General features: G+C 70.8%; 14 protein-coding genes. 11 read left to right on the top strand and 3 right to left on the bottom strand.

Translation table 11 applies throughout. From position 1 onward, the window contains the following. Positions 1 to 29: 29 nt before the first annotated feature. Both AQJ67_RS43140 and AQJ67_RS43135 read left to right on the top strand, forming a co-directional pair. The gene (locus tag AQJ67_RS43140) at positions 30 to 560 is read left to right on the top strand and encodes a hypothetical protein (RefSeq protein ID WP_159058939.1); all 531 of its coding nucleotides are present in this window, start codon (positions 30 to 32) and stop codon (positions 558 to 560) included. A gap of 48 nt (positions 561 to 608) precedes the next feature. Beyond that, entirely contained in the window at positions 609 to 803 is a 195-nt protein-coding gene (locus tag AQJ67_RS43135) for a hypothetical protein (protein ID WP_062725475.1), read from the top strand. Positions 804 to 814: 11 nt separating this feature from the next. On the opposite strand, the gene AQJ67_RS43130 is transcribed toward AQJ67_RS43135, so the two are convergent. Both AQJ67_RS43130 and AQJ67_RS50010 read right to left on the bottom strand, forming a co-directional pair. Then, positions 815 to 1399 (bottom strand): SUKH-4 family immunity protein, encoded by a 585-nt coding sequence (locus tag AQJ67_RS43130; protein WP_079056546.1) that lies wholly within the window; start codon positions 1397 to 1399, stop codon positions 815 to 817. Positions 1400 to 1525: 126 nt separating this feature from the next. After that, a complete protein-coding gene (locus AQJ67_RS50010; protein ID WP_063807424.1) occupies positions 1526 to 2050 on the bottom strand; it encodes a hypothetical protein in 525 nt (174 codons plus the stop codon). A 213-nt stretch (positions 2051 to 2263) separates the two neighbouring features. Between AQJ67_RS50010 and AQJ67_RS43120 the strand changes: the two genes are divergently transcribed. From AQJ67_RS43120 to AQJ67_RS43080, 9 genes are all read left to right on the top strand, one after another. Beyond that, positions 2264 to 4120 carry a copper resistance CopC/CopD family protein gene (locus AQJ67_RS43120; RefSeq protein ID WP_062725471.1) on the top strand — a complete coding sequence of 619 codons (1857 nt, stop codon included), beginning with the start codon at positions 2264 to 2266 and terminating at the stop codon, positions 4118 to 4120. Between the two features lie 236 nt (positions 4121 to 4356). Further along, the gene (locus AQJ67_RS43115; protein ID WP_062725469.1) at positions 4357 to 5670 is read left to right on the top strand and encodes an ABC transporter substrate-binding protein; all 1314 of its coding nucleotides are present in this window, start codon (positions 4357 to 4359) and stop codon (positions 5668 to 5670) included. 79 nt (positions 5671 to 5749) lie between these two features. Then, entirely contained in the window at positions 5750 to 6739 is a 990-nt protein-coding gene (locus AQJ67_RS43110; protein ID WP_062725467.1) for a carbohydrate ABC transporter permease, read from the top strand. Next, positions 6736 to 7626: a carbohydrate ABC transporter permease gene (locus AQJ67_RS43105; RefSeq protein WP_062725465.1), complete on the top strand. Its 891-nt coding sequence runs from the start codon at positions 6736 to 6738 to the stop codon at positions 7624 to 7626. The genes AQJ67_RS43110 and AQJ67_RS43105 overlap by 4 nt, the downstream gene beginning before the upstream one ends. A gap of 46 nt (positions 7627 to 7672) precedes the next feature. Then, positions 7673 to 8989 carry a glycoside hydrolase family 36 protein gene (locus AQJ67_RS43100; RefSeq protein ID WP_062725463.1) on the top strand — a complete coding sequence of 439 codons (1317 nt, stop codon included), beginning with the start codon at positions 7673 to 7675 and terminating at the stop codon, positions 8987 to 8989. After that, a complete protein-coding gene (locus AQJ67_RS43095) occupies positions 8986 to 11013 on the top strand; it encodes a beta-galactosidase (RefSeq protein ID WP_062725461.1) in 2028 nt (675 codons plus the stop codon). The genes AQJ67_RS43100 and AQJ67_RS43095 overlap by 4 nt, the downstream gene beginning before the upstream one ends. Before the next feature lie 25 nt (positions 11014 to 11038). Continuing rightward, entirely contained in the window at positions 11039 to 12358 is a 1320-nt protein-coding gene (locus AQJ67_RS43090; protein ID WP_062725459.1) for a TerD family protein, read from the top strand. Between the two features lie 119 nt (positions 12359 to 12477). Further along, a complete protein-coding gene (locus AQJ67_RS43085; protein ID WP_062725457.1) occupies positions 12478 to 13290 on the top strand; it encodes an Fpg/Nei family DNA glycosylase in 813 nt (270 codons plus the stop codon). Positions 13291 to 13340: 50 nt separating this feature from the next. Continuing rightward, positions 13341 to 15881 carry a SpoIIE family protein phosphatase gene (locus AQJ67_RS43080; RefSeq protein ID WP_062725454.1) on the top strand — a complete coding sequence of 847 codons (2541 nt, stop codon included), beginning with the start codon at positions 13341 to 13343 and terminating at the stop codon, positions 15879 to 15881. A 9-nt stretch (positions 15882 to 15890) separates the two neighbouring features. Here the strand turns inward: AQJ67_RS43080 and AQJ67_RS43075 are convergent. Beyond that, on the bottom strand, positions 15891 to 16573 hold a 683-nt coding region (locus AQJ67_RS43075), incomplete at its 5' end, for a tetratricopeptide repeat protein (protein ID WP_159058938.1).

Here is a 16573-nt window from a genome sequence, read left to right as displayed (position 1 = left end):
CGACCCTGCCGCCGTACGGCCGTCACCCGATGCTTTGTACCGAGGCGCCGTCCGCACCCCCGGACTCGCCCCCCCGCCGGATCCGCGACCACCTTCCGCCCCGGCTGACAGTGCTGCTCCTCGTCGAGGTGTCCCTGCTCGTCGCGCTCCCCGTCACCGCGACCGCGATCGGCTCCCCGGACGACAGGGACCGGGCGGGACGCGCGCTGACGATGACCTGTCACGGCGTGACCGAGTCCCACGACCCCTGGCCCGGTTCCTTCTACGCCGGTCCGGTCCTCGCCTCCCTGGCCGTCGGTACCGGCGCCTGCGGATACGCCCTGCGGCACATCACCCGCCGCCCCAGGGATGAGCAGGAACGCCGGACCCGTGCCCTGGCCATCACCGCCGCGTGGGGACTGCTGATCTCCGCCCCGCTGGCCGTGCGCCGCGTGGATCCCGTGCGGGTGGACACCGCCAGCCCCGTCCCTCCGGCGCTTCCGGGACGAGGCACGGGCGCTCGGCGCGGACGACGCGGCGACACGCAAGAAACCGCCAAATCAAAGGTCAAGTATTGGTAAGGTAAAAGCAAAGCAATAGAAAAGTCACCTGGATTTGATGGGGGAGTCGTGGGCATCAAGACCCTTCTGGACCTTGCGCTGTCGACCGCGAACAACCTGGCGGCGCAGCGGTGTGTCATCAACTTCACCTTTGCGCCGCAGGTGACGATCACGACGGGCGACATCGACATCCTGGAAGACGTCCTGGAGTACCTCAATATCGGCCGAGGCTCGATCATCCTCTCCGAGGCATCGGAGTCCTAGCGCCGTTGGACTCAGTCGAACAGCTCGAAAATCCCGTCCCAGAACGCGGAGTCGTCCACGAACGGATCCACGTCGATCATGCGCCTACGCAACTCGCCGGCGGCGGCAACGCGTACCGCGTCGTCGGCCGAGTCCAGCGCGTCGCTCGACTCGGCGATCAGGGCGAGGAGCACAGCCAGCTTGGGGAGGCTGTCGGCGGCCTCTCCCTGCCACCCGGCGCCGTGGTCCCACCCGTTGGGGTCGTAGTGGGTGATGCCACCGAGGTCCGCGCCGAGCATCAGGTGCTGGTCGGAGCAGGTGGCGATGGTGAAGCAGAAGTTCTTGGGCGGGGAGTCGTCGTCGGGGTAGCGCTCGCCGTAGATCTCGTCGGCGTCGAACGGTTCCAGCCCGTCCTCGTCCCGCAGGTGCCTTGTGTCGATTCCCACGACTTCGAGGTGGACGGCGGGGAATCCGACCGTGAGCAGGAACTCCCGCGAAGAGGCGTGGGTCAGCTCGGCCGGCAGATCGCCCTCGCCCGGTCGCCAGAGCGAGCCCTTGCCCAGCCGTTCCTCCAGCCATGCGGCGTCCGGTATCAGCGGAACGTCGTTGCTCTTCACCTTGTGGCCCCCATGCATCGCGGGTCGTGTCACCGGTCGTCTCGCCGGTCGTAGCGCGCGCCGTTCGGTCATCGCGGACCCAGTCAATCGGATGGGAGACCTCCGCCGCCTCTTCCCCTGCCGGACCTATGCGTCCGTCGGCGGCTCAGGGGGTTCCTCGGCCGTCGCCTTGCCGCGACCGATGGTTATGGACCAGCGCAAGGTCGTCGGTGCTTCGACGGAGACGGTGCCCTCGTCCTCTGCTCCGGCGATGTCCACCTGGTTGTGGACGGTGGTCACTTCGCTGTCGTGGCATTCCAGCGGGAAGGAGACGGCTGTGGGTCGCACGGTGACCTTGATGGTCCCCTTGCCTTGGCATCGCACGGCGACGATGAGCGCGTCGCCCTTCCTTCCCTTGCCGAAATCGAGGCTGCGACTGCCGCGCGTCTCCCCCTGCCGCACGGCAACGGTCTCGGTTTCGTCCAGCTCCGGGGGCTGCGCCACGGGCGGCTCCGTCGAGGCGTCGGAGGGGGCGGTTCCGGTCTGCGCGGGTCCGCTGGGCGTGGCGGGCTTCGTGGGTTCCTGCGCTCCGGAGTCGCCCGCGGAGCAGGCGGTCGCGGGAAGCACGGCAAGCGCGACGAGGCTCAGGACAGCCAGTGTTCGACAGGACATTGCACATCTCCCAGATGGCCCAGCAAGGCGCCGGGGAGTGTAGAGCGTAGTCATCGCGCAAAACCGCCGCCCCGACGCTGAGCCCCTGGGCCTCCCCGTCCGTACATGTCCCTGAGGCCTCAGTCCGACGACGGAGATGTGACACACGTGGGGTGCGATGACCGACGACGACCGCGGCGCCGATCCAGCGGACGGCGGGGGCTTCAGCGGCTGGTGCTGCTGGGCACCCTGCTGGTCCTGTTCCTCCTCGGCGGCACGGGACCCGCGTCGGCCCACGCGGCCCTCCGTGCCAGCGACCCCGAGGACGGAGCCCTCCTCAAGTCGGCCCCCCGCCACCTCACCCTGACCTTCACGGAGTCCGTCGGGCTGCTCGAGGACTCCTTCCGCGTCCTGGACCCCGACGGGCGGCGCCTGCGCACGGGTGAGCCGACGCACACCCCGGACAGCAGCCGGACCGCCCGGGTGACGTTGCCCGGGAAGCTGGCGCAGGGGACGTACACCGTGGCCTGGCGGGTGGTGTCGGCCGACAGTCATCCGGTGTCGGGCGCGTTCACGTTCTCGGTCGGGAAGGCCACCGTCACCACGGCCACCGTGGACCCCGGGCCCACCGAGGACCCGGCGACCAAGGGCCTCTACAACATCGCCCGCTATCTGGCCTACCTCGCCGCCGCCCTGCTCATCGGCACGGCCACCTTCGTGGCGCTGTGCCGTCCGCCGGACGCGCCCGTGCTGGGCAGGCTGCTGCGGGCCAGCTGGTGGACGCTGCTCGGCGCCACCCTCGCCCTGCTGGTGCTGCGCGCCCCGTACGAGACCGGCGAGGGGCCCCTGGGGTCGCTGGGCGTCGACTCCCTGAGCCGGACGCTGAGCAGTCGGCCGGGGGCTGTCCTGCTGGTGAGGCTGGGGCTCCTGGGCGTGGCCGCCGGGTATCTCGTACGGCTGGCCCGGCGGCGCAAGCCGTACGGCTGGGGCGGCGCGGCACTCGCCGTCGGGCTCGCCATGACCTGGGCCGCCGGTGAACACGCCTCCGCGGGCATCCAGGTGCCGGTGGCGATGACGTCCTCGGCGCTGCATCTGCTCGCCACGGCGGTATGGCTGGGCGGGCTGGCGGCTCTGCTCGTGACGCTGTACCGCGCCCGTCCGACCCCGGCCGCGGTGACCCGCTTCTCCCGGCTCGCCTTCGCTTCCGTGACCGTCCTCGTCGTCACCGGCGTCTACCAGTCCTGGCGCGGCCTCGGCTCCTGGGACGCCCTCACCGGCACGACGTACGGCCGGCTCCTGACCCTCAAGCTGGTCGCGGTCGCCCTGCTGCTCGGGGCGGCGGCCCTCTCGCGTCGCTGGACGGCGCGGCTGGCGACGTCGGCCGACACGGAGGCGGTCGTACGGGAACCGGAACCGGAACCGGAACCGGAACCGGAGCCGGAGCCGGAGCGGGAGCGGGAGCACGAAGGGGAGCGCGTCCCGGAGGCGGTCGGGGGACCGGCGCTTCCCGAGCCGCCGGCACAGTCCGACGTACCGCCTCCGACGGACGACGTACCGCCTCTCACGGACGACGCACCGTCTCCCCAGGACGACGTACCGCCTCCCCCGGACCCGAACCGTCGCGCCCTGCGCAGTTCCGTGCTCGCCGAAGTCGTAGTCGGGGCCGTGGTGCTGCTGGTCACCACGATCCTCACCAGCACGCTGCCCGGCCGGGCGGAGGCCGACGCGGGGGCGGGGGCGCCCACGGTCATCGGGGCGTCCGTCACCAACGTGCCGTTCGACGTCGGCACCCCCGGCGGTCACGGCAAGGTGCAGGTCACGCTCGACCCGGGGCGGGTCGGCGACAACTCGATCGAGGCGCTCGTCTACGGCCCCGACGGCGGCGTGTCCATCGTGCCCGAGCTGCGGATCTCCTTCACCCACCCGGCCAAGGACATCGGCCCCCTCGACGCCGAACTCACCGACAAGGGCGGCTACTGGGCCAACAGCTTCCTCAACCTGCCCATCGCCGGCACCTGGGAGATGAAGGTGACCGTGCGGATCTCGGAGGTGGACCAGGTGAGCGAGACCGAGTCGGTGGTCGTGCGCTGAGACCGCGCCGGCGGGGCGATCTTCGCGGGGTCGCGGGGGCGTTCAACACAGTGTTGAGGGTTGGTTCGAGATGTCGGTCACGTTTCCAAAACGGCGATCGTCATCTCTTGACGCATGACCTGACAAACGGCTGTTATTGCGCCACCGTGTTCGGTCAAGTTGATTTCTGATCGGTTACGACGGGCTTCGACAACGCCCAAACCCTCATGATCGAACCTTGCCATCAGGAGCCGTAGATGCCGCACCTCTCTCCCTCCGGTCTCTCACTGCCTTCGCCCAGCCGCCGCTCCCTGCTGCGCGGCATAGGCGGCGCCGCCGTCCTCGGCGCCGGAATCCCGCTGCTGAGCGCCTGCGGCGGCAGCGGTTCGGCGAGTGACCCGAAGACCGTCACCCTCGGCTCCAAGGCGTCCGACCCGGTGCCGAAGAAGGCGTTCGCCGACATCTACGCGGCCTACAAGAAGAAGACCGGCATCACGGTCGACGTGAACACCAAGGACTCCAACACCTTCCAGGAGCAGATCAACTCCTACCTCCAGGGCACGCCGGACGACGTGTTCACCTGGTTCGCCGGCTACCGGATGCAGTTCTTCGCGGCCAAGGGCCTGGCCACCCCGATCGACGACGTGTGGAAGACCATCGCGGGCAACTTCCCCGAGGCGATGCAGAAGCTCGCCAAGGGCGAGGACGGCAAGTACTACTTCGTGCCGCTGTACACGTACCCGTGGGCGATCTTCTACCGGAAGAGCGTCTTCAAGGAGAAGGGCTACGAAGTCCCCACCAAGTGGGACGACTTCGTGGCGCTGTGCAAGCAGATGAAGAAGGACGGCCTCGTCCCGATCGCCTTCGGTGACAAGGACGCCTGGCCCGCGCTCGGCACCTTCGACCAGATCAACTTCCGCCAGAACGGCTACGACTTCCACGTCGAGCTGATGGCCGGCAAGGCCTCCTGGACCGACGCCAAGGTGCGCAAGGCCTTCGACCTGTGGGCGGAGATCCTCCCCTACCACCAGGAGGGCGCGGTCGGCCGCACCTGGCAGGACGCGGCCCAGACGCTCGCCTCGAAGAAGGCCGGCATGTACCTCCTCGGCACCTTCGTGGCCCAGCAGTTCACCAACAAGGCCGACCTGGACGACCTCGACTTCTTCGCCTTCCCGGAGATCGACCCGGCGTACGGGCAGGACACCGTCGAGGCGCCGACCGACGGCTTCATGATGAGCAAGAGCCCCAAGAACAAGGCCGAGGCCGTCAAGCTCCTGGAGTACCTGGGCACCCCGGACGCCGAGGACATCTACCTCAAGTCCGACCCGAGCGTGGTCCACGCCTCCACCAAGGCCGACACGTCGTCGTACACCCCGATCCAGAAGAAGGCGTACGACATGATCGCCGGCGCCAAGTCCCTGACCCAGTTCATGGACCGCGACAGCCGTCCGGACTTCACCTCCACGGTGATGCAGCCCGCGCTGCAGAAGTTCATCCGTGACCCCAAGGGCGTCGACAGTCTGCTGTCCTCGATCGAGCGCCAGAAGAAGACGATCTTCGCGTCCGGCTGACCGACTGTGCGGCTGACCGACTGACCGACTGACCGACTGACCGGCTGACCGACTGATACGGCAGATCTGGCTGATTCACATGACTACAGACATCACCAAGGAGAACCCGGAGGCGGCCGCCGTGCCGCCTCCGGGCGCTGCCCCCGCCGAGAACGGCCCCAAGAAGGTGCCCCAGGGGCACAAGCGCCTGCTGACCCGCCGTGACCGGATCACCCTCGGGTTCATGGCCGGTGTGCCGACGATCCTGCACATCGCCCTGGTCTGGGTGACCGCGCTGGCCTCGATCGCGCTGGCCTTCACCACCTGGGACGGCATCGGCTTCGACTCCATCAAGTGGGTCGGGCTGCAGAACTTCAAGGAGCTGTTCACCAACAACCCGCAGTTCTGGCCCGCCGTCGAGCACAACGTCATCTGGTTCGTCGTGCTGATCGTGATCCCGACGCCGCTCGGCCTGTTCCTGGCCGTGCAGCTGGACAAGAAGATCCGGTTCAGCAGGGTGTACCAGACCGCGTTCTTCCTGCCGGTCGTGCTGTCCATGGCCGTGATCGGGTTCGTCTGGCAGCTGATCTACAACCCCGACACGGGCCTGATCAACAGCATCATCGGGGCCAACGAGCCGGGTAAGTACATCGACTGGATCGGCGACCCGGACCTCAACCTCTGGGCGATTCTCGTCGCCGCGTCCTGGCGGCACACCGGCTACATGATGATCCTGTACCTGGCCGGCCTGAAGGGCGTCGACCCCTCACTGCGGGAGGCCTCCGCGCTGGACGGGGCCAACGAGTGGCAGACGTTCAAGAACGTCATCTTCCCGACCCTGCGGCCGACCAACACCGTCGTCCTGGTCGTCACCATCATCGAGGCCCTGCGCTGCTTCGACCTGGTCTTCGTCTTCAACAAGGGCGCCGAGGGCACCGAACTGCTCTCGATCCTGGTCACCAACAACATCATCGGCGAGTCCAGCCGCATCGGATACGGCTCCGCCATCGCGGTCGTCCTGCTGCTGATCTCCCTCGTCGTGATCATTCCCTACCTGGTGGCCACCTTCCGGAAGGAGCGGCGCGCATGAGCACCCCCACCGCCACGCTGGGCAAGCAGCGCACGCCCGTCCGCCCCGGCCGGATCCTGCTGCACCTCTTCCTCGCCTCCATGGCGCTGGTCTGGATCGCGCCGCTGGCCTGGGCGATCTACTCGGCGCTGCGGCCGTACAGCGAGACGAGCGAGAAGGGATACGTGTCCTGGCCGGACACGCTGAACTTCGACAACTTCACGAACGCGTTCACGCAGTCGGACATGAGCCACTACTTCGTCAACACGATGATCATCGCCGTCCCGGCGGTGCTGTTGACGCTGTTCCTGTCCTCGATGGTCGCGTTCTACGTCAGCCGCTTCGACTTCCGTGTCAACCTCGCGCTGCTGCTGGTCTTCACGGCCGGCAACCTGCTCCCGCAGCAGGTCATCATCACCCCGCTGTACCGGCTGTACCTGCTGATCGACCTGCCCGGCATCACCATGAGCGGCAAGCTCTACGACTCCGCGCTCGGGCTCGTCCTCATCCATGTCGCGTTCCAGTCCGGGTTCTGCGCCTTCGTGCTCAGCAACTACATGCGCAGCCTGCCGCACGAGCTGACCGAGGCCGCCCTCGTCGACGGCGCCTCGGTGTGGCGGCAGTACTGGCAGATCGTGCTGCCGCTGTGCCGCCCGGCGATGGCCGCCCTGGGCACCCTTCTCTCCATCTGGATCTACAACGACTTCTTCTGGGCCCTCGTCCTGATCTCCACCGGCGAGAACATGCCGATCACCTCGGCGCTGAACAACCTCACCGGCGCGTACTTCACCGACCCCAACCTGGTCGCCGCCGGCGCCCTGCTCACCGCGATCCCCACGCTGATCGTGTACTTCGTGCTCCAGCGGCAGTTCGTCAGCGGTCTGACGCTCGGCGCCAACAAGGGCTGATCCGCGTCAACAAGGGCTGACGGCCCCTTTCTTGAAAGAGACACCCGTGCACCCCTTCACCCCCGTCGCCTCCGTGCCCGTGGACCCGGCCAACGCCCGCGTCCACGAGGAGGGCTGGCAGTCCTGGAGCCCCAGCGGCTCCTACGCCCTCGGTGACAAGCCGTACCGCCCGACGAACGACAACTGGGCGACGGTCTGTTACCGGCCCGGCGTCACCGCCCCCGAGGACACCTTCCAGGGCGAGGGCCTGCTGGCGCTCGACCCCGGTCACGGCTCGCCGGTCCGGCTGTGGGCGGCCGTCGACCCGACGCGTGAGGTGCCGTCGATCCGGCTGACCGTGACGGACGGCGCGGTCGCGGAGGTCAGCGCCGACGGCCCGGTGAAGGAGTGGACGGGCGCCACCGTCCAGTCGGTGCTCGGAGACTGGGCCGACAGCCTCCAGCTGCCCGCCCCCGGCCCGGCGCCCACCGTCTGGTGCTCCTGGTACGAGTACTTCACCGCCGTCACCGAGGACGACATCCACGAGAACCTCCGTGCGATGGACACCCTCGACCTGCCCATCGACGTCGTCCAGATCGACGACGGCTACCAGAAGGCCCTCGGCGACTGGCTCACCCTCTCCGGCCGCTTCCGCTCCCGCGCGGGCATCGCGGACGCGATCAGGGCGAGGGGCCGCCGCGCCGGCATCTGGACGGCGCCGTTCCTGGTCGACCCGGCGAGCGACCTGGCCGCCGAGCACCCCGAGTGGCTGGTCCGGGACGAGGACGGCGGCTTCACCCACGCCGGCCGCAACTGGGGCCACGACCTGCGCGTCCTGGACACCACGCACCCCGAGGCGGCGGCGTATCTGACGGAGGTCTTCCGGACGCTGCGCGCCGAGGGCTACGACTACTTCAAGGTGGACTTCCTCTACGCGGGCGCCCTGGACGGCGTACGGCACGACGCGGAGGCGGACGCGCTGACGGCGTACCGCTCCGGGATCGAGCTGATCCGTGAGGCGATCGGCCAGGACGCCTACCTGCTGGGCTGCGGCGCACCCCTGCTCGCGTCGATCGGCCTGTTCGACGCGATGCGGGTCAGCCCCGACACGGCACCGCACCGCCGTCCCGAGGCCGACGACTACAGCCAGCCCGGCCAGGACGCCGCCGAGTTCACGGGTGCCGGACGGCAATGGCAGCACGGCCGGCTCTGGATCAACGACCCGGACTGTCTGATGGCCCGCCCGGCCGTCGAGACCCGGGAGCAGTGGGCCGCGCACGTCGAGGCGACCGGCGGTCTGATGGCCTCCAGCGACCGGCTGCTGTCCCTGGACGAGTGGGGCGTGACCACCACCCGCCGTCTCCTCGGCGGAGGTGCCCGGTGAAGCGCGAACTCTCCGTCCCCGGCATCGCCTACGGCGGCGACTACAACCCCGAGCAGTGGCCCGAGGAGGTCTGGGCCGAGGACATGCGCCTGATGCGCGAGGCCGGGGTCACCATGGTCAGCGTCGGCATCTTCTCCTGGGCGCTGCTGGAGCCCAAGGAGGGCGCGTACGACTTCTCCCTCCTCGACCGCGTCCTCGAACTGCTGCACACCCACGGCATCGCGGCCGACCTCGCGACCCCGACGGCGGCGCCCCCGGCGTGGTTCTTCAGGGCCCACCCCGAGGCACTGCCCGTCGACAAGGACGGCCGGGGGCTGTCGTACGGCAGCCGTCAGACGTTCTGCCCGAGCAGCCCGGCGTACCGCGAGGCGGCGCTGCGGATGGCGGGGGAGATCGCCCGGCGGTACGCGGGCCATCCGGCGGTGGCGATGTGGCACGTCCACAACGAGTACGGCTGCCACAACGCCGAGTGCTACTGCGACGAGAGCGCGGCCGCGTTCCGCCGCTGGCTGCGCAGGCGGTACGCCGATGACCTGACCGCCCTCAACGACGCCTGGGGCACCCGTTTCTGGAGCCAGTGGTACTACGACTGGGACGAGATCATCCCGCCCCGCCCCACCGGCGCCGTCCCGAACCCCACCCACCAGCTGGACTGGCGCCGCTTCTGCAGCGACGAGCTGCTGTCGCTGTACGAGGCGGAGCGCGAGGTGCTGCTGGAGGCGGCCCCGGACATCCCCGCCACCACCAACTTCATGGCGATGTTCAACTTCGACGCCCTCGACTACTGGCGCTGGGCCCCGAAGCTGGACATCGTCTCCAACGACCACTACCTCCAGTCCGCCGACCCCGAGTCGCAGATCGACCTCGCGCTCAGCGGCGACCTGGTCCGCTCCCTCGCGGGCGGCCCCTGGCTGCTGATGGAGCACTCGACCGGTGCGGTGAACTGGCAGCCGGTGAACCGGGCGAAGGGGCCGGGGGAGTTGCGGCGCAACGCGCTCGCCCATGTGGCGCGCGGTGCGGACGGCATCGCCTACTTCCAGTGGCGGGCGGCCAAGGCGGGCGCCGAGCAGTGGCACTCGGCGATGCTTCCGCACGCGGGCACGGACAGCCAGATCTGGCGGGACGTCGTCCGACTGGGCGCGGACCTGCGGGCGCTCGCCGAGGTGCGCGGCAGTGTCGGCACGGCCGAGGTGGCGATCGTCTGGGACTGGAACGCCCGCTGGGCGATGGAACTCCCCTCCCAGCCGAGCGGTGAGCTCCGCTTCCACGACCTGGTCCGTTCCTGGTACGAGCCGTTGTGGCGCGCGGGCGTCGCCGTGGACTTCGTACGTCCCGACGCCGACCTGTCGGCATACCGGCTGGTCCTGGCCCCGAGCCTCTACCTGGTGGACGACGAGGGCGCGGCCAACCTCACCGGTTTCGCCGAGCGCGGCGGCACCCTGGCCGTCGGGTTCCACAGCGGCGCGGTCGACGAGAACTGCCATGTCCGGCTGGGCGGTTACCCGGGCGCGTTCCGGGAGGCGCTCGGCGTGCGCACCGACGAGCTGTTCCCGCTGCTGCCGGGCGAGTCGGTGGGTCTGAGCGACGGCGGCGCCGGGACCCTGTGGTCGGAGCGGGTGCGCCTCGCCGGGGCCGAGTCGGTCACGGCGTACACCTCCGGCCCGCTGAGGGGTGTCCCGGCGGTGACCCGCAACGCGCACGGCACCGGCGTGACCTGGTACCTCGCCACGCTGCCGGATCCGGACACGCTGGCCGCGCTGATGGACCGTATCCGCGCGGAGGCGGGAGTCGAGCCGGTGCGCGGCACCCCGGAGGGCGTCGAGGCGGTCCTGCGGCGCGGCCCGGAGGCCGACTACCTCTTCCTGATCAACCACACCGACCGACCCGCCCATGTCGCGGTCGCGTCGGACGCCACCGAACTGCTCACGGGCAGGCCGGTGCCGGGGGCGGTCAGCGTCGCGGCGGGGGAGACGGCGGTGGTGCGGGAGCCGCGCCGAGTGGCAGGGTGGGAGGACATTTCGTAGGGGGCGTTCGAGGGGCGGGGGCGGCATGCCGGAGCTGAGCAAGGGCGGGAACACCGTGGTGGGCTCCGGGCCCCTCCTCGCCGAACTGCACGCCGTGGGCGGCACCGTCGATCTCAGTGCCCTGCTGGTGGCGGCGGACGGCAAGGTCAGGTCCGACGACGACCTGGTCTTCTACAACCAGCCGTCCGCCGAGTCCGGTGCCGTACGGCACGTCGCGGCTGACGCCCAGGGGCCCGAGCGTGTCGAGATGAACCCGGCCGCGCTCCCCGCGGACGTGGACCGCGTGGTCCTGGTCGGCAGTTGCGACCCCGACGACACGAGCCGCACCTTCCGCGAGGTGCAGGACGTCATGGTCCGCGCCTCCCAACTCGGCGCGGACCCCGTCCACTTCCGTCCGCCCGCCCTCACCGACGGCGAACGCGCCGTACTCCTGGTGGAGCTCTACCGCAGGGGCGAGGCCTGGAAGCTGCGTGCCATCGGCCAGGGATACGCCGACGGGCTGGCCGGCCTCGCCACCGACTTCGGCATAGAGGTGGCCGAGGCGGAGGCGGAACCGGAGGAGGGGCCCGGGGCGCCGGACGTACCCGAGGAGTCCGCGCGGCAGCCTCAGAAGGCTCAGGCGGCCCCCGCCGCACCGCCCATGAGCCTGCGCAAGCCCCCGCTCGGCAAGATCAGCCTCGACAAGGGCGGCCAGGTCTCGATGAGCCTGGACAAGGCGGACCGCGAGCTGGTGGTCACGGCGACCCTGGAGTGGGACGGCGGCAGCGACGAGCGCCGCAGGCGGGGCGCCGACCTCGACCTCTACGCCCTGTTCGTGCCGGCGTCCAAGGCGATACGCGGCGAGCGGCCGCCCGGCACCCTCGTCACGCCGAAGAAGAAGTCGCGCCCCGCGGCCGACCCGGACTCGGCGAAGAAGGGCAAGGGCGGGGACGTCGTCTACTACAAGCGCCTCGGCTCGCTGAAGAACCGTCCCTTCATCCACCTCGACGGCGACGCCCGGGTCCCCGGCCGCGAGACCCTCCGTATCGTCCGCCCCGACCAGCAGGGCTACGTCCTGCTCTGCGCCTACTCCGCGGTCAGCAACGGCTTCGGCTCCTTCCGCAGCTTCGGCGCGAAGGTCGTCGTCACCGACGGCCGCGGCTCGACCGTGACGGTCCCGCTCTTCGAGAACACCAAGACCCGCTACTGGGTGGCCATCGCCCTGGTCGACTTCACCGAGTCCGACGGGGCCGCGATCCACCACGTCGAGGCCTACAGCGGTCGGATGACCGAGCGCCGCCCGGTGCTCCACGCGGACGGCACGGTGGAGATGAACGCGGGGCCGGTGGAGTTCAAGAGGCGCTGACGCGGGGGCCGGCCGGGCCGAGCACCTCGCGAGGGCCGAGCATCTCGCGAGGTGCAAATAGCGCCAAAAGGGGCAAACAGTAAAGATGCACGGCATCCGCGCCCCGAAGACCGGCCCCCATGCCTGAGCTGCCGGACGTCGAGGGCTTCCGCGAGGTGCTCCGGTCCTGTGCGCAGGGCAGGGTCATCCGTCGCGTCGACGTGCGCGACCCGGGCGTCCTGCACGGGGTGAGCGCGCGGGGCCTGCGGGACGCGCTGGAGGGCCGCCGGATCACCGGGACGCGGCGGCACGGCAAGTGGCTGCTGGCCCGCACCGGCGGCCCCACCCTCGCGCTGCACTTCGGCATGACCGGCCTGCTGCTCTGCGCCCACCCGGACGACACGCCCGAACCCCACGACCGGGTCCTGTTCACCCTGGCCCGCGACCGCCAGCTCCGCTACCGCGACCAGCGCAAACTCCAGGGCCTCTGGCTGGCCCACGACGACTCCGACGTCGAACGGCTGCTGGCGCACCAGGGCCCCGACGCCCTGACGGTGGACCGCGCGGAGTTCGAGACCGCGCTCGCCTCGCACCGCGGCCGCGTCAAGGCGGTCCTGATCGACCAGTCGGTCCTGGCCGGTCTCGGAAACCTCCTGGCCGACGAGATCCTGTGGCGCGCGAGGCTGCGCCCCGCCGCCCCGGCCAACACCCTCACCGAGCCGGAACGCCGCCGCCTCTACACCCAGATGCGCCGCACCCTGCGCCCCGCGGTCACCGCGGGCCGGGTCCCCCCACGCCCTGGGTGGCTCACCGGCCACCGCGACAGCCCCGACCCGCACTGCCCGCGCTGCGGTGCCGCTCTGCGCCGGTCGCGGGTGGGTGGCCGTACGACGGTGTGGTGCCCGGGGTGTCAGGGGCAGACGAACGGGGATGGGAAGGGGGGAGAGGCGTGAGCCGTGTGCGGTGCCGGGGCCCCCGCGATACCGAAGCGAGATGAAAGATCATGGACGAGCCCGTCATCACCGGCCGGACGACGACACGGCCGCTCGACGAGGTGGTCGGTGAGGCCCTCACGGCCCGCGTCACGGTCGACGAACGCTCCACGGTGACCGGGTGGAACGCGGGAGCGGAACGGCTGCTGGGGTACCCGGCCGACCAGATCGTCGGGCACCCGGCGGCCGAGCTGCTGGCCGAGCCCGTCCCCGCCGAGGAGCTGCCCCCCTTCGCACGGCTGCCCCGATGGCACGGCGACGTCGCCGTCCGGCACCGCGACGGCCGACGGCTGGAGATCAGGGTCCTGGCACACCACCGCACCCCCGAGACCGCAACCGGAACCGCAACCGCAACCGCAACCGCAACCGGAACCGGAACCGGAACCGGAACCGGAACCCGAACCGGCACCGGTGTCGGCGCGGGCGAGTGGCTGCTGGTCTCCGCCCTGACCGGGCAGGAGCCCGAGCCGCTCGACGACACCTTCGTGACCTGGAGCTTCGCCCAGTCCCCGTGCTGTGCGCTGGCCCTCTACGACACCCGGCTCCGCCTGCGCCGCGCCAACGCGGACATGGAACGCTCGGTCGCCCTCACCGAGCGGGACATGATCGGGTTGCGCGTCAACGAGATCGTGGACAACCTGGCGGGTGACCGGGCGGAAGCGGCCATGGCGCGGGTACTGCGGACCGGCGAGCCGGAGTACCAGGAGAACTTCCTGCGCGCCACCGGTGAGAACCGCGAGCACGCCTGGTCGGTCTTCCTCTCGGCGTTGCGCGACGCCTCGGGCGAGGTGCGGGGCGTCTGCCTCACCGCGCACGACATCACCGAGCAGTTCTGGGCCCGCAAGCGCCTCCAGCTGATCGCCGAGGCCGGCCGGCGGATCGGCACCACCCTCGATGTGATGCGTACGGCGCAGGAACTGGCGGACGTGACGGTCCCGGAACTGGCCGACTTCGTCAGCGTCGACCTGCTGACCTCCCTCGACGACCCGCACGAGCCCCTCCCGGGAACCGGCCCCCCGGCCGGCCCGCTCGCGCTGCGCCGGGCCGCCCACCAGTCCGTGACCCTGGGCCTGCCGGAGGCGGTCGTCGCCCTCGGGGCCGTGGACGAGTACCCGGAGGGCTCTCCGCAGGTCGAGACGCTCCGCTCGGGACAGGCGAGGGTGTACGAGATGACGCACCCCGCGATCACCGCGCTGGTGGCCCGCGACCCGGTCCGGGCCTCCCGGGTCCGCGAGTTCGGCATGCACTCGGCGATGGCGGTGCCGCTGTCGGCCCGCGGCACCATCCTGGGCGTCGCCGTCCTCGTCCGCCACCGCCAGCCGCAGGTCTTCCAGCAGGACGACGTGGTGCTGGCCGAGGAACTGGCGGCCAGGGCGGCCGTCTGCATCGACAACGCCCGCCGCTACACCCGCGAACGCGGTACGGCGGTGATGCTGCAGCGCAGCCTGCTGCCCCAGCGGCTGCCCGAGCAGGCGGCGGTGGAGGTCGCCTCCCGCTATCTCCCGGCGGGCGCGCACGCCGGTGTCGGCGGCGACTGGTTCGACGTGATCCCGCTGTCCGGGGCACGGGTGGCGCTCGTCGTCGGCGACATCGTCGGCCACGGCATCCACGCCTCCGCGACCATGGGCCGGCTACGGACCGCCGTACGCACCCTCGCCGACATCGACCTGGCTCCGGACGAACTGCTCACCCACCTGGACGACCTCGTCGCCCGCCTCTCCACCGACCGGGAGGGCGCCCGGCCGACCGCCGAGGCCGACGCCGGCGGTGAGGTCGGCGCGACCTGTCTGTACGCCGTGTACGACCCGATCTCCCAGCGCTGCACCCTGGCCAGGGCCGGGCATCCGCTGCCGGCCGTGGTGAGCCCCGACGGCACCGCCGACCTCGTCGACCTCCCGGCCGGCCCCCCGCTGGGCCTGGGCGGCCTGCCCTTCGAGTCGGCCGAGATCGACCTGCCGGAGGGCAGCCTGCTCGCCCTCTACACCAACGGTCTGATCAAGTCCCCCGACCGCGACGTAGACGAGGGGGTCCTGCGCCTCCGCCACCTGCTCACCGGCCCGGAGCCGACCCTCAACGCCCTGTGCGACCGCATCCTCACCGACCTCCTCCCGCCCCGCCCACCCGACGACGTCGCCCTGCTCATCGCCCGCACCCGGGCCCTCGACACGAGTCAGGTCGCCACCTGGGCCGTCCCGTACGACCCCTCCGCCGTCGCCCAGACCCGCAAGGACGCCCTGGCCCAGCTGGAGGCCTGGGGCCTGGAGGACGCCGCCTTCATCACCGAACTCGTCGTCAGCGAACTCGTCACCAACGCCATCCGGCACGCGGAACCCCCCATCCAGCTGCGCCTCATCCACCTCACCCACGACACCTCCCTCATCTGCGAGGTCTCCGACGGCGGCACCACCGCCCCCCACCTCCGCCGCGCCCGCACCTACGACGAGGGCGGCCGCGGCCTCCTCCTGGTGGCCCAGCTGACCCAGCGCTGGGGTACCCGCCAGACGACCAAGGGCAAGACCATCTGGGCGGAACAGCGTCTGGTCCCGGGCTAGGGTCCCCGGCTAGGGGATGCCACCCTGTTCCGCGGCAGCGGCAGCGGCAGCGGCGGCGGCGCGGGCGAGCACGAGGGCATGGTGGCTGTTCAGGGTGTCGGGGTGGGTGTCGCCCAGGACCTGCACGTGCTGCGCGAGGGAGGTCTCGCACAGGGGGACGGCCCGGTCCAGGTCCCCTGCCGTCAGGTAGGCCCAGGCAAGCTGGCCGCGGCTGTGCAGGGTGTCGGGGTGGAGGTCACCCAGGATCCGCTCGCGCTGGGCGAGGACCGCCTCGTACAGGGGAAGAGCCCGTTCGAGGTCCCCGGCCGCCCGGTAGGCGAAGGCGAGGGTGTTCCGGCTGTTCAGGGTGCCCGGGTGGGTGTCGCCCAGGATCCGCTCGTGCTGGGCGAGGGTGCTCTCGCACAGGGGAACGGCCCGGTCCAGGTCCCCTGCCGTCACATAGGCGTAGGCGAGGGTGTCGCGGCTGTTCAGGGTGTCCGGGTGGGTGTGGCCCAGGATCCGCTCGTGCTGGGCGAGGGCGCTCTCGCACAGCGGGACGGCCCGCTTCGGACTCCCTGTCGTCGCATACGCCCAGGCGAGCGTGTTGCAGCTGACCAACGTGTCTGGATGGGTCTCGCCCAGGACCCGCCTGTGCTGGGCGAGGGTCGCCTCGTGCAGGGGCATGGCCCGTTCGATGTCTCCGGCCGCCTGAC

The organism is Streptomyces caeruleatus (assembly GCF_001514235.1).
Lineage (GTDB): Bacteria > Actinomycetota > Actinomycetes > Streptomycetales > Streptomycetaceae > Streptomyces > Streptomyces caeruleatus.
Note: the sequence above shows the minus strand (reverse complement) of the source record. Positions and strands in the feature narration are given on the sequence as shown.